Source organism: Anabaena azotica SJ-1 (assembly GCF_047275885.1).
GTDB classification, from domain to species: domain Bacteria; phylum Cyanobacteriota; class Cyanobacteriia; order Cyanobacteriales; family Nostocaceae; genus Trichormus_B; species Trichormus_B azotica_A.
The window spans coordinates 3,305,586-3,320,019 of sequence record NZ_CP178454.1; the positions used below are offsets into that span (position 1 = coordinate 3,305,586).

Sequence of the window (14,434 nt, forward strand, 5' to 3'; positions counted from 1 at the left end):
TATTTGATTAAAAAAACTTGGGAGGGATCTCCATTACAGATTACATTTTAAGTTAATTTTTAATTAAAAACTATAATCAGGCTTTATTATGCAACCTAAATTTTGCTTGATGAAATTAGTGTATATAAAAATTATAGTTTATCGGCATAAATAATAAATTTATGGTTAAGGAATTTACATGGGTATGAAGTTTATGATAAAAGCGGTGTATCTTTTTTCTCACCGCGCGAAAATGTCAATTATAATCAGGCAATATTAGCTCAAAATTTAAAGCTTGGGTAAGGTTTTTTTTATAACCTGATCTCAAATGACAAAAGTTGAGTTAAGTTATATACGAATGATAAATTACACGAGGAGTTGGTAACTATGGCAATCATCACAGGTACTTCAGGTAATGATACGTTAAATGCGTTAAATCCTGGCGATATCTTAAAGGGTTTAGCTGGTAATGATGTTCTCAATGGTACAATTGGTAACGAAAAACTTGATGGTGGTACTGGTGCAGACACCATGGCTGGTGGTATTGGTAACGATTTTTATGATGTTGATGACCCAGGTGACGTAGTTAATGATCCAGATCAAGCAGTCATCAATACCTGGATTAGTTTTAATTTGTCTAACGTCACTGGAGGAGCAACAGATTTAACACTAAATCTGCGGGCTGACGGTATTACTGGAACCGGCTCATCAGGAGACGATGTAATCATCAGTTATGCAAATAATACCATCATAATAGCTGGTAATGGCGCTGATGTATTGAAAGGCGGAGATGGTTCAATAGTCAGGGGGGGAGCAGGTAATGACTATTTAGAAATTACTGGTAGTTCAGGTGATGGTAGCTTGATAGGTGGTGCTGGAGATGACACTTATGTGGTGAGTTCTACCACTGGAAGCTTATTTATTGATGAATTCAGCGACGGTGCTAACGGTACAGACACTATCTTTGCTACAGTAGACTTCTCTATGAACTCTCAACCTGGAGTCACCTTTTCAGGTGGCAGTAGGATTGAGAACTTGACTCTTGCTGCGCCTGGAGCTTCTTCAAATTTAGTAGCCGGTCCGATTTTTGGTCAAGGTAATGGTCTTGATAATGTGATTATTGGCAACCGCCAAGATAATATCCTCAATGGATTGGCTGGTAACGATACCATTTATGGTTCCATGGGTGACGATACTATTGACGGCGGTACTGGTGATGATAGCTTATTTGGTGAAATTGGAAACGATACTTTAATTGCTGGTACTGGCACAGATACCTTAACAGGTGGTGTTGGTGATGATACCTACAGTATCGACTCCAATGACACAGTAGTAGAACTCGCTGCTGAAGGCAGTGATACAGTTAATGTTAGTGGTACTTGGGCTACTAGTGCAGAAGTTGAATTCATTAATATCACTGGAACTAGTGCTGCCAACATCACCCTAACTAACACTGTTGGTACTGTTGTTACTGGAAATGGTGCTAGCAACTCACTCGTAGGTGGCATTGGTGCTGACACCCTGTACGGTGGCGCTGGCATTGATAATCTCACAGGTGGCGCTGGTGCTGACACTTTTGCCTTTGGGGGCGTTGGTTTAAGTGCAACGGGATCTACCACAACTTCTATTAGACGAGATATAATTGTCGACTTTACTGCTGGTGATAAGATTCAACTTGATAAGACAAATTCTTTCGGCTCAATAGTAGATGTTGGTCCAGTTTTAACCGATTTCTTCGCAGGTAGTTTTGGTGGAAGTAATTCTGGCATGGATAGTAGAAGCGAACGCATTGTTTATAACTTGGATACTGGTGCGTTGTATTACAATCAGAATGGCAGCACAAGTGGTGCTGGTGCTGGTGGCTTCTTCGCAACCTTGACTGGCACTCCGGTTTTAACAGCAGCAGACTTTACCATTGTTTAATCATCACACTTGATCTACAGGTAATTATCTTTCAAAACTAAACGTTGATATTCACTTATTAGATCCCTGACTTCTGGCAGAATTCAGGGATTTAATTTTATAAATAAATTCCTGATCAATGCCTAAAGCACCTTATCATTGGATATCCTGTCAAATTGGAGCGAGGGAAAACTACTCTATACCTAGAGCTTTACACCAAGAAGGACAACTTGCTCACTTAATTACAGATGCGTGGGTATCACCTCAGTCAGCACTGAATTTTTTACCTAAATCTTTTTTAGCTAATTTACGGGAAAGATACCAATCAGATTTAGAACAAGCATCTGTTCATGCTTTCAATAGTTCTCTAATTCAGTTTGAATTAGCTCAACGCCTACAAAAAAAGACAGGGTGGGAAAGAGTTATTGCTAGAAATAAATGGTTTCAACAGCAAGCAGTCAAGACTTTAACTTCACTAGCTGACAAATTTACAAATCCTCCTATCCTATTTTCCTACAGCTATGCTGCATTAGAATTATTTAAATTTGCTAAACAACAGGGATGGTACACTGTTCTAGGACAAATTGATCCAGGAATTCTAGAGGAAATGATTGTTACTCAAGAGTATGACCGATATTCTCAATATCGTGGAAACTGGCAACCTGCACCTGTTGAGTATTGGCAAAATTGGCGAGAAGAATCTAATATAGCGGATGCCATTGTTGTAAATTCTTTTTGGTCACGCCAACTTTTGGAAAAAACAGGTGTTAATGCTAAAAAGATTCATATTATTCCCTTGGTATACACTCCACCAGAAGGTGCTAGTAACTTTGTCCGCACTTATCCAGAATCATTTTCTCCAGAGCGCCCTTTAAGGGTATTATTTTTAGGACAGGTAATTTTGCGAAAAGGAATTGCGGCTGTATTAGATACAGTGCAGTTACTTGAAGGATATCCTGTTGAATTTTGGATTGTTGGTTCTCAGCAAATTGACATTCCACAAAATTTTCAAACTCATTCCCAAATTCGTTGGGTAGGTCATGTTAATAGAAGTGAAACAGCACAATATTACCAGATGGCGGATGTGTTTTTGTTCCCAACGCTTTCTGATGGGTTTGGGTTAACACAACTGGAAGCGCAAGCATGGAAATTGCCTATTATTGCTTCTCGTTGCTGTGGTGAAGTGGTTATAGCTGGTGAGAATGGCTGGATTTTAGAGAAGGTGCGTAGTGAGGAAATTTTTAATTTAATAAACTTTATTTTACAACATCCTTCACAGTTAAAAACTTTGGTTAATAATTCAATTTCATCATTAAATTTTAGCATTTCAAATTTGTTTCAGTCGTTACAAAATATATTGATTAAAAGGGAATAATCTTGATTTAATTTTCTTTTATTTGTCAAATAATTACAACCTCATAAATATGACTAACAAATCAATTCCTTCGGCGCAAGCAAAATTTATTATTTTCATTCATATTCAAAAAACAGCAGGACTCAGTATTCAACGCATGATTAGGCGTAGATATGGACAAAGTATCTTCAAACGAATTGCTAATAAAATAATTTTCAGAAAGAATACAGCAGCATCAACACCTACAGATTTAAAAGGAACAATGCTGTCTTGTAAGTTTTCTGACCGCTATTTCATGGGACACTTCTGTTACGGAGTCCATGAATTTCTACCTCAACCATCTACATATATTACATTTTTAAGAGATCCTATATCTCGTCTTTTATCTCTTTATTATTATTCTCAGTCTAATAAAACAGCTTATTATCATAAACAGGCTGTTAATGCTTCGATGGAGCAATTTTTTTTTGAATCTAATTTGATGGAATTAGATAATGGTATATTAAGATTTATTGTAGGTGATACTAATGATTTGTTTATTAATCGCACGTCATTGGGTCAATGTAGTACCTCTATGCTTGAACAAGCAAAGGAAAATATTATCAATCATTTTGCATTTATCGGGTTTTCAGAGAGATTTGATGAGTCAGTTTTATTGCTGAAAAATAAGCTGGGTTGGAAGAATAGCTTTTATTTAAAAAGAAATATAAGTAAGAAAAATAAAAATCATCAAAATATCGATCCATTTATAATTGAGGAACTAAGAAAAAGAAACTCTTTGGATATTGAACTGTATAAATTTGCTCTGGTAAGATTTGAACAGGAAATACATTTTCTTGGTGATTCTTTTAAAAATGAATTACAGTTATTCCAAACCCAAAATGAAATCTATAATAAGTTTACATTGCCATTATATAATAAGTATGATTATTTAAAGGCTATTGTGAATGGCAAACAAGAACGTCCGATATAATAACTAGGCAAATATAAAGAAGTTTAAATAAAATTAATGAGATTGAAATGCAGGGTGGTTTTTTATTCTATTCTCCCATCTCCTTACCAACGAGACTTGTTTTTTGAACTCTCTCGCTGTGCAGAAATAGATTTAACAGTTTATTATTTAGAACCTGCTTGTGCTGATTCTCCTTGGCCGGAAAAACCCTTGCAACCTTATGAACATATTTTACCAGGATTCCATTTAGCTTGGGGTTTATCTCGATTTCATCTTAACTGGCATTTTCCATCAACTACACAAGCTGATGTGGTTGTGCTTAACGGTTATATGAATCTTACTACTCAACTTTTACTCAGGCTACAAGCAAAAAAAGTGCCTTGTATTTTCTGGGGTGAAAAAATGGTTGGTAGTTCAGAAGGAATTAAGGGAAAATTACAAAAATACTTAGCCGATAGTTTAAAATATTGTCGTGCGATCGCAGCTATTGGCACTAAGGCACAACAAGACTATCAGCAAAGGTTTCCTGATCAACCGATCTTTAACATTCCTTACTATTGTGATTTAAAGGCTTTTAGCCAAAATTTACCCCAAAGACCCAGAAATCCGGTTACTATTTTGTTTTGTGGTCAAATGATAGGGCGGAAAGGAGTTGATATTCTGCTTCAGGCATTTAATCATTTAATTCAATCTGGTTACAATGCTCGTTTACTCCTAGTAGGAAGAGAAGCAGAACTTCCTCAATTACTAGAAATTTTACCTGAAAAAACTCTGCATAACCTTGAATATGCAGGGTTTCAATCTCCTGAAAATTTACCTGAATTTTTTCGTAAAGCAGACTTATTTGTATTACCAAGTCGTTATGATGGTTGGGGTGTAGTAGTTAATCAAGCCATTGGGTCTGGTTTGCCAGTAATATGTTCTGATGGGGTAGGTGCTGGACATGATTTGATTAAACCAGGAGAAAACGGAGATTTATTTCCTAATGGCAATGTTGAGGCTTTAGCCGAAGTGTTGATGAGTTATTTGCAACAACCTGATAAAATAAAATCTGCTAGTTTATTATCACTCAAGAAAGCAAAAGAAATATCACCAGCTATGGGCGCTCAAAAGTGGGTTGAGGTTTTTCATAAATTAACTGGTAAGGAGATTCAGTGTTCAATAATTAAATAGGTGTCCTATACTAAAGAAATGTATTTTTAAACTAACTTTAACAATAACCACTTAAGCTTAATTTCATGCGAATTCTTTTTATAAGTAGTAGTTCAGGTTCACGAGGAGGAGGAGAGCTATATTTAATTTATCTGGGACAAGAATTGGCTAAAAGAGGCTATGTTGTAGGATTATGGTGTTCTGAAAATCCGATTATGGATGAACTAGCTGACTCATTTGCAAAATTTGGACAGGTGTTGCGATCGCCATATATCAACACATATAATCGTAAATTAAGATCCTTGACCCATTTATTTCCCAAAATCAATCAAGAGTGTATATCTCAGTGGCGAGCATTTAAACCAGATATACTCCATGTTAACAAGCAAAATTTAGAAGATGGTTTAGATTTACTAACTTGGAGTAATTATTCATCAATTCCTTCTTTGGCAACTATTCATATTACTCAAACTCAGGATAAATTGGGAGCAGTTTTAGGAAAATGGCGGGATTTAATAGCTAAAATAGCTTTAAGAAAATATCGAGGGATATTAACAGCAATTTCCGAAAATAGAGGACAAGAACTAACTTCTTTTCTTTCTCCTATTACTTCTGATTTACTCAAAATAGTAGTGATTAATAATGGAGTTAATGTACCTAAAAAAATAGAACGTTTAGCTAAACGTCAAGAATATCGGTTACAACTAAAACTTAATCCAGACGAATTATTAATAGTAGCAGTGGGAAGAATGGAAGCACAAAAACAACCAATGCTATTTTTACAATGGGCTATTCACCTTAAATGCAAAATACCATCTGTTCGTTTTTTATGGGTGGGAGATGGTCGCTTAACTGCTACATGGGATCAATGGATTATAGATAATAATGCCCAAGACTATATTCAACGTTTGGGTTGGCAAAATGACGTAACACCATATTTAGCAGCAGCAGACGGATTTTTTCATCCTGCGGCTTTTGAAGGTTTACCATTTGCACTTTTAGAAGCAATGGCTTGGTCTTTACCCTGTGTGATCACATCATCTCTTGCGGAGGAGTTAAAGTTTCCCCAAGGGGTCTGTTTTGTTACTTCGGAAAAAAATGAATTTAAGGAATTCGATAATTTTATCAATTCTCAAGAACGTAATGTGGTGGCAACTGCTGGTTACCAATTAATAAAACAGCAGTTTTCTCTAGAAAAGATGGTAGATACCTACAGTGAAGTTTATAATAAAACGCAATTATTAAGTCAAATTAAACAGTAATATCTCTTTGTAATTAAACAATTAGGATTTATGCAAGTGTCACACTCAATGTTTATTTGAGAGTGAGTCCGATATCGAAAATCTGTGGATGATAAAATAACCAATTTATATATCTGACGCACCCTACTAATATGCTAGTTGCGTAAGTTATGAATAATTTGAAAATCTGACGCTTTCAATTTTTACCAATCAAATAGGATGATCCTTCCTACTTATGAATATATCCACCAATCCCTACTATCCAAAACCAAATCCATCCAATCCCAAAAAACGCATTGCTAAAGCAACATGGACAGGAACATTCACATTACTTTTTGGTTTAGCTATAGCATTTATACGCTTAAGTGTAGATATGACTCCTAGTTTCATGGCTAGTCAAGTGGCTATTGTCGTAGGGGTGGCGATCGCTGTTAGCATCTTATGTGATAGTAGGCGGGGGTGGAACAATTTGTTTCGAGCCGATATACTTTGTATATTAGCTCTTTATTTCTTGACTCTGATAGAGTTTTTATACCCACAACCCAAGTTTGATCAGCGTTTGACATCTGAGCAAACTATCCAATCTCTCGAAGTGTTATTGATAGGGTTTGGCGGTTTAGCAATTGGTCGTCATATCAACTTTTTTAAGCCTGCACCACCAGAATGGTTAGATTTTAGTAACATCCCTGATAAAACGCTGTTTCGTATCTTCTTAATATCAGCTTTTTTAGCCTACATATATATATTATTATCTGTCGATTTTAATCCAGTGAAATTAATTGAAGCTCTATTGGGTTCGCGCTTTGCTGTCCCTTGGGGACGCGGAAAGTTAGGTGACTGGCGAGTATTTTTCTCTGAGTTGAAGTTGTTCTCCTATGTTATACCACCCCTAACAGGTATTATTTTAAACCGCCGTCAGTCTTTGCGCTTTTGGCAGATGTTCTTAGTTGTTTTCATATTTGCCTTTACTCTGTTTTATGGATTCGCGGGAGGAACGCGCAATGTTTTGGCTGCCTATATTGCCACATTTATGGCTGGATACTTCCTGACATTGCAACGTCCAACTTTGTTTAAAGTAGCTATTCCTTCAGCTATTATGGGGTATGTAATGGTGTTTGCTACCCGTCATATGCTTGGTTTTAGACAGATGGGTATCATTAATTATATATCAACAGGAGCTTATGCAAGTGAGAAAGTGCAAGATACCCTGTCAGTTGACTACAACCTATATAGCCTTGGTTTATTAGTAGATGCCTTTCCTGATAAACATGATTTTTTAGGGCTTGAACTTTTGTTTGTATTTTTAACCAAACCGATACCTAGAGTTTTATGGCCTGATAAACCAGAAGGTTTAAGTACGTCAATTGAAGAAGTTGTAGGTGCAGATGGTTGGACAGTTTCTGCAACTTATGTTGGCGAAACCTACATGATGGGCGGTATATTTGCAGTAATATTAGCATCCCTTTGTTTAGGAATTTTAGCTAATTGGTGGTCGCGTACAGCAGCTTTCCACACTTCTGGTTACGGTATAGTCGTTAATGCACTGGGCTTTTTTACAGCAGCGATTTCTATGAGAAGTCTGATTGTATTTACTACATCAATGTTACCAATTGTGGGGCTAATTTTTATTGCTAAAACTTTTCCTGGATTGTTGGGTATTAAACGCTTACATCACCAGTACCAGAGAAAATAACTATTGTGAGTATCCTCTAAAATGAAAGTTTTACACATAATTCCTTCGATCAGTCCTAAACTGGGTGGTCCAACTCAGGTAGTATTGAATTTAGTCAGGGCTTTAAGAGCAGAAGGAATTGATGTAGAAATTGCTACTACTAATGATGATGATGGACTGTTGCTAGATGTGCCATTATCTGAGTGTGTAGAATACCAAGGATTACCTGTTTGGTTTTTTCCACCTGCGGCTCGGATTAAAGCATTTTTACCTTCTCCTATATTCACACGATGGCTATGGAAAAATATCAAAAATTATGATGTTTTAGATAATCACTATTTATTTTCCTATCTTCCAAGCTGTGCTGCTGTTTTTGCCCAGTGGCAACAAGTTCCATATACGGTGAGAATTATGGGACAATTAACACCTTGGGCATTGGCACAAAGTAAGTTAAAAAAGCAAGTTTACAGTTATTTAATTGAAAAACGTAATTTAAATAATGCTGCTGCCATTCACTGTACATCTGTAGGTGAAATGGAGGATGCGATCGCTTTTGGAGTGAAGCCGCCAAAAATTGTTTTACCGCTGGGAGTTAATCCTCCCAAATTAATTGGTGATGCTAAATCTCAATTGCAAGATCGGTATAATGTTGCTGAAGAAGTTCCGATGATTCTTTTTCTCTCCCGTCTGCACTACAAAAAACGTCCTGAACTGTTAATTCAAACATTAGGTGAATTAAGCAAACAAGAACAGAACTTCCATTTGCTGATTGCTGGTTCTGGTGAAGATAGCTATGTTCAATCTTTGCAGAAAATGGTGACATCTGTCAATATAACAAACCAAACTTCATTTGTCGGGTTTGTTAGTGGGTATGAAAAAGATTTGTTGTTACAAGGTGCTGATTTGTTTGTACTGCCGACTTATTCGGAAAATTTTGGTATTGCTTTAGCAGAAGCTATGGTGTCCGGTTTACCAGTTATTACAACTCCAGGTGTACAAATCGCTCCAGAAATTGAAGAAGCTGAAGCTGGAATAATTGTAGAAGGAGAAATAGGATCTTTAAAAAGTGCGATCGCTCATCTTTTAAAGAATCCCCAATTGCGGGAACAAATGGGTCAAAATGGTCGTCTATTTGCTTTGCAACGCTATTCATGGCAAACAGTAGCTCAACAGTTAGCCTGTGCTTACCAAGCGATTGTTAATCAAAAACAAAGGTGACAGGTTAAGGTTAAACTTAGGCTTGTTGTCCCTGTTTACCGAATTAGGTGGTTGTAAAGACTAACGAAAAACACATTGATTCTCATTATGAAGAGGTCATATTATCTGCTAAAAAAATATTGGATTCTAAGTTTAGCCAGTTTTAGTCTAGTTTTCCTGAGCATTATCCCTATCAGAATTGCGATCGCTTCATACCAAGCACCCAATCCCCAAGTTATCCTTACCCTTGGTGGTGGTCCAGAACGAGAAAAGTTTACAGCTGACTTTGCCCAAAATCATCCTAATTTAGACATCTGGATTTCCAGTGGAATACTCCCAGCCCAAGCCTTTGCTATTTTTGAGGAAGTGAGTATTCCCACAGAACGTATTCACCTTGACTACCGTGCAGTTGATACAGTTACTAACTTTACTACCCTCGTCCACGATTTCCACAACCGCCATATTAAACACATTTATCTCATTACCTCAGATTTTCACCTTCCCAGAGCTAAAACCATAGCTACCCTAGTGCTAGGTAGTCAAGGCATCACCTTTACCCCCATTTCTATTCCCTCCAAACGACCCAGAGAATCTATCTTTCCCATTGTCCGTGATAGTGGACGCTCTTTATTGTGGATTGTATCAGGTCGTACCGGAGCAAGTTTCAACCCTCGTTTTCGTTCTCCATTGTATGCGTCTAAATAAATACACCACAGGCAATTATACTCCCAGTAGTCCCTAACTTGAGCAACTTTTGTGGGATTTTGGTGCTTCACATTTAATTGAAAGTCATTAGCTGCCCATTTCATCTGTAAAAATTGGTCAATGATCAATGTCAACCCATGAAGAAACGGTGAATAGAGCAATTAGACTATTTTTCTCCACATTCGGCACAATATGAATAGTATTTACAAATAAGCAGAGTTATACTTTGACTTGAAACATATTTACCGATAAACTACATAACTGAACAGCCAAGGTGTAGAATATAAACATCCTATTTCTGGCATCGAACGATACAACGCAACATTCGTTAGTGATCACCATCGCATTCCAGATTTTGATAATTCCTGAAAACTCACTGCACAGAGTTAGACTATGAAATTAAAACTTGGTGTTCACCCAAATGTCACAATAAAACAAAAAAGCAGCAAAATAAATTATCTAGTTTTAGATAAAAACTAAGTATTATTAAGGTGAGTGCAGTATAAATATGCCAATAAGTTAGAACTAACAGTTGAGAATATTTGGTTATGATTTTGGCAAATAACCAACTTCTAAAAACAAGAAATATTTAATTAAATACTTATCTAATAGAAATCCATGAACAATCAGAATACCAGTAGAATCTCAACTTTTAATGAAAATGGTAGGCAAATAATTACACCTGAAGTATTGCCATCTCAGAACTATTCCTACTTTGAATCTGAAGAAGATGAAGGCAGTCTAAAAAATTTCTTAGCTGTGGTTCAAAGACGGGCTTTAATAATTGCTGGTGTTGTATCTGTAGTCATGGCTACTGTTATTTATTCAACACTCAAGGAAGAAACAATTTATCAAGGCAATTTTCAGATTTTAGTCGAACCTGTTAATAGTGACAGTACCTTAGGACAAATACCACTGCCAGATTCTACCATCCCTAAGTCTAATCTAGATTACGACAGTCAAATTCAGGTTCTCAGAAGCCAGGAATTGATGAAAGATATTTTGCCAAACTTACAATCTTCCTATCCTGATATTACCTATAAATCACTGCTCAAAAATTTAACTATTCGTCGTTTGGGTTCAACCAAAGTTATAGAAATAAGCTATAAAAACAAAGATCGCAAGAAAATTGAATTAGTATTAAATACACTTTCTAAGTTTTATCTAGAATACAGTTTGGAAAAACGTAAAACCAAGTTAAATCAGGGAGTTCAATTCGTAGAGAAACAATTACCTGCTATCAGAAATCGGGTAGCTCAATTGCAACAACAATTGCAAATATTCCGACAAAGATACAATTTTCTTGACCCAGAAAATCAGTCTAGTGTAGTTGCAACACAACTCCAACAATTGGAAGAGCAGCGACTAGGAATTGATCAACAACTAGCTACAGCACGAGCCAGTTATGTAGGCTTATCAACACCACAAGGACAACAGGCAACTTTAAATGAAGCGCCTATATATAGTCAATTAGTAACTCAATTGCGGCAGTTGGAAAGTCAACTATCCGGAGAATTAGTCCGTTTTCAACCGGATAGCCCATCCATAGCAGTATTAGAAGAGAAAAGACAAAATCTCTTGCCTCTCATAGAAGACGAGCAAAAACGTTATGTAGGGCTGAAATTAGCTGAAGCAGCTACTCTGATCCAGAAACTAGAGGTACAAAGTCAAGAACTGGCTAGAGTAGAAAAGCAAACAAAAATCAAACTTGAGCAATTACCAATTTTAGCCAGACAATACAGCGAAATTCAGCGGAATTTGCAACTAGCGAATGAAAGTCTCAATCGGTTTTTAGCTACTCGTGAAAGCCTGGTAATTCAAGTAGCTCAAACAGAATTGCCGTGGGAATTAATACAACCACCAAATCAAGGTGAATTGCCTATTTTACCAAACATACCCCAGAATTTATTGATGGGATTATTCAGCAGTTTAGCTGTGGGAATTGCTATTGGCTTCCTATTAGAAAAACTAGATAATACCTATCATGATATTGGCAGTCTAAAGGAGAAGATAAAATTGCCTTTCCTGGGAACTCTTCCCATAGATAAAAGCGTTTCAGGTTATCAATCTTCTTACCTGAATTTTACTTCTGGTTCAGAATCTGAATCACGTAAGCGATCTGAAGTAAATGGTTGGTTATCTAATCTTTTCGGTCGTCAGAGTAAAGTCTATAACTATTATGGACAAGGGCTATTTTGGGAATCATTACAGGTTCTTTATGCCAATATTCAACTGCTCAATTCTGATCAACCAATTCGTTCTTTAACTATTTCTTCCACTATGCCAGGAGATGGAAAAACTACGGTTTCTTTCCATCTTGCACAAATAGCAGCAGCCTTGGGGAAACGAGTCTTACTTGTGGATGGTGATTTACGACGCGCCCAGGTTCATAAATTATCAAATTTGCAGAATTTGTCAGGCTTAAGTAATGTTCTTACTTCCAATATGCCAGTTGAACAGGTAATTCAACAACTACCTGAAATGACTTCATTATCTGTAATTACCGCTGGTTCAGTCCCACCAGATCCAGCCAGATTGCTGGCATCAGATAAGATGAAACAACTGATGGAATACTTTAATGAGAATTTTGATTTGGTCATTTATGATGCTCCTCCGATGCTGGGGTTAGTTGATGCTAGATTACTAGCACCTCAGACTGATGGGATGTTACTGGTGGTGAGGATAGACAAAACAGACAAGTCGGCTCTGATGCAACTTCAGGATAGTTTGAGAAACTCTCCCATCAATGTCTTAGGAGTGGTTGCTAATGGGGATAAACAAAAACTTACTAGTTACAATTACTACTATAGTGCTGGTAGGGAAGCTAGACAATCTTAAGTGTGGCTGGTTTACTCAAATGAAGGATGCTTGTAGGCTAGATTTAGCCCACCACAGGCATCCTATTTTTTTAGGGTGCTTGTCGGTGAAGGGATTCCTAAAACACGCTCTATAGGAATCCTATTTAGGTTTTTGAAGGGTGTACGATCAAAAGTGTGAATTTTGGGTTGAACAAATCAGAAAATATGGGGATGACAAATAGCTGAAACTGTTACCTGCCTCAACGAAAAGACTTTTTCAGCAAGCCCTATTTAATTGTTTGATTTTTGCGACAATGGACTGCTATTTACATTTCCAAAAATGTGAATTAATGAATATCGCAGGCAACTAGTTTGAAAAAAATATACCTGCCCACAGTTTTTAACCGTGGACAAGTATTCGTTAAAAAAATTACTACTTATTCAAACTTACGACCCATAGGCGTAAACCATTATAGATATCGTTCACTAGAAAAGTAGTATAAATTCACACTCTAATGATAATGATTCTGTGTTTAAGGGCAAAAATGTTTATGAATGGGGAAATACTCATCAAAATCGGAGATTAACCTAAGATTTGACGTTTAATTATTTTTTGTCAAATCCACACATCAAAAATGAACACCCAAGTCACTATCAACTTTTTATTAGTCGTTGTCCCATTCTTCCCGACCTATTAAATCCCCAATGCGATCGCGCAATAAAAAGTCACATTTCTCCAATTCACATTCAACACAAACCCACTCTCTCGCTGGAATGTATTGGCAGAGTGTATATATTGGTTGTTGACGGCTAACCATTCCCTTTTGCACCAGTCGGCGTGCTTCGTCCTGGATTACGTCTAGAGAGTAGTAATTGATAGAAGGCACCGTATTCACACTCATTGTTTTTACTCACAAATTTAGATTTAGATAGTATTCCCAACATTAATCAGGAACAAAAATGACGATAATTTAGACCTGTGGCTAGGTTTTGTAGTTTGCTATACGGAACTATTATCATTTTGACGCTATACACCTGTAAATTATCTAAAGAAATATTAAGTTTGTCAAGGATTGATAACGTTTTTTATAACTCTCCTTCATATTATTAACGCCAAAGCAGCTAACTAGGCTGAATAGCCATACATCCCAACGCCTTTTGGTGAAGGGGAAAAGGGCTAAAATTTTTCTTTACCCTTGAAACTTTTCCCTGCTCTTGCAAAATATACTTTTGCAATCTTGTCTACTAATTAACAGATTTAACACATTGATATCTATATATCTATGGTCACAATTTGATTTAGTGTTTTCAATTAAGTGGTATAAAAAAATCGCTTATAGCTTAAATAATCATTATAAAGACTTTGCTCACAATACTGCGATTTTTCGATCAACAATCAACCAGCTATTTTGTACTGAAACCTATAGCTGGTAACAAGTTACATAGTAAAAACTTTGCTTGTGTCTAAGTTGTATCATTAAG

General features: G+C 36.5%; 10 protein-coding genes. 9 read left to right on the top strand and 1 reads right to left on the bottom strand.

Translation table 11 applies throughout. The features are described 5' to 3' along the window. The first annotated feature begins 366 nt into the window (after positions 1 to 366). From ACLLO5_RS14660 to ACLLO5_RS14700, 9 genes are all read left to right on the top strand, one after another. Positions 367 to 1,902, top strand: a complete 1,536-nt coding sequence (locus ACLLO5_RS14660; protein WP_413171251.1) for a calcium-binding protein — start codon at positions 367 to 369, stop codon at positions 1,900 to 1,902. Positions 1,903 to 2,020: 118 nt separating this feature from the next. Beyond that, entirely contained in the window at positions 2,021 to 3,256 is a 1,236-nt protein-coding gene (locus tag ACLLO5_RS14665; RefSeq protein ID WP_413171252.1) for a glycosyltransferase family 4 protein, read from the top strand. A gap of 49 nt (positions 3,257 to 3,305) precedes the next feature. Next, positions 3,306 to 4,208: a sulfotransferase family 2 domain-containing protein gene (locus ACLLO5_RS14670; RefSeq protein ID WP_413171253.1), complete on the top strand. Its 903-nt coding sequence runs from the start codon at positions 3,306 to 3,308 to the stop codon at positions 4,206 to 4,208. 54 nt (positions 4,209 to 4,262) lie between these two features. Further along, positions 4,263 to 5,360 carry a glycosyltransferase family 4 protein gene (locus tag ACLLO5_RS14675; protein ID WP_413171254.1) on the top strand — a complete coding sequence of 366 codons (1,098 nt, stop codon included), beginning with the start codon at positions 4,263 to 4,265 and terminating at the stop codon, positions 5,358 to 5,360. Positions 5,361 to 5,425: 65 nt separating this feature from the next. Beyond that, positions 5,426 to 6,601: a glycosyltransferase family 4 protein gene (locus ACLLO5_RS14680; RefSeq protein ID WP_413171255.1), complete on the top strand. Its 1,176-nt coding sequence runs from the start codon at positions 5,426 to 5,428 to the stop codon at positions 6,599 to 6,601. Between the two features lie 214 nt (positions 6,602 to 6,815). Then, complete coding sequence (locus tag ACLLO5_RS14685) at positions 6,816 to 8,273, top strand: O-antigen polymerase (protein ID WP_413171256.1); 1,458 nt, start codon at positions 6,816 to 6,818, stop codon at positions 8,271 to 8,273. A gap of 21 nt (positions 8,274 to 8,294) precedes the next feature. Continuing rightward, complete coding sequence (locus ACLLO5_RS14690) at positions 8,295 to 9,470, top strand: glycosyltransferase (RefSeq protein ID WP_413171257.1); 1,176 nt, start codon at positions 8,295 to 8,297, stop codon at positions 9,468 to 9,470. Between the two features lie 87 nt (positions 9,471 to 9,557). Next, on the top strand, positions 9,558 to 10,154 hold the full coding sequence (locus tag ACLLO5_RS14695; protein WP_413171258.1) for a YdcF family protein: 597 nt from the start codon (positions 9,558 to 9,560) through the stop codon (positions 10,152 to 10,154). Between the two features lie 618 nt (positions 10,155 to 10,772). After that, the gene (locus ACLLO5_RS14700; RefSeq protein ID WP_413171259.1) at positions 10,773 to 12,992 is read left to right on the top strand and encodes a GumC family protein; all 2,220 of its coding nucleotides are present in this window, start codon (positions 10,773 to 10,775) and stop codon (positions 12,990 to 12,992) included. A gap of 625 nt (positions 12,993 to 13,617) precedes the next feature. Here ACLLO5_RS14700 and ACLLO5_RS14705 read toward each other — a convergent pair. Then, positions 13,618 to 13,854 (bottom strand): DUF4327 family protein, encoded by a 237-nt coding sequence (locus ACLLO5_RS14705; protein ID WP_096537447.1) that lies wholly within the window; start codon positions 13,852 to 13,854, stop codon positions 13,618 to 13,620. Positions 13,855 to 14,434 lie beyond the last annotated feature (580 nt).

What these genes read in the sequence shown, in the direction of transcription:
- ACLLO5_RS14660 (WP_413171251.1), top strand. Translation starts at nt 367, where the DNA reads ATGGCAATCATCACAGGTACTTCAGGTAATGATACGTTAAATGCGTTA.
- ACLLO5_RS14665 (WP_413171252.1), top strand. Translation starts at nt 2,021, where the DNA reads ATGCCTAAAGCACCTTATCATTGGATATCCTGTCAAATTGGAGCGAGG.
- ACLLO5_RS14670 (WP_413171253.1), top strand. Translation starts at nt 3,306, where the DNA reads ATGACTAACAAATCAATTCCTTCGGCGCAAGCAAAATTTATTATTTTC.
- ACLLO5_RS14680 (WP_413171255.1), top strand. Translation starts at nt 5,426, where the DNA reads ATGCGAATTCTTTTTATAAGTAGTAGTTCAGGTTCACGAGGAGGAGGA.
- ACLLO5_RS14685 (WP_413171256.1), top strand. Translation starts at nt 6,816, where the DNA reads ATGAATATATCCACCAATCCCTACTATCCAAAACCAAATCCATCCAAT.
- ACLLO5_RS14690 (WP_413171257.1), top strand. Translation starts at nt 8,295, where the DNA reads ATGAAAGTTTTACACATAATTCCTTCGATCAGTCCTAAACTGGGTGGT.
- ACLLO5_RS14695 (WP_413171258.1), top strand. Translation starts at nt 9,558, where the DNA reads ATGAAGAGGTCATATTATCTGCTAAAAAAATATTGGATTCTAAGTTTA.
- ACLLO5_RS14700 (WP_413171259.1), top strand. Translation starts at nt 10,773, where the DNA reads ATGAACAATCAGAATACCAGTAGAATCTCAACTTTTAATGAAAATGGT.
- ACLLO5_RS14705 (WP_096537447.1), bottom strand. Translation starts at nt 13,854, where the DNA reads ATGAGTGTGAATACGGTGCCTTCTATCAATTACTACTCTCTAGACGTA.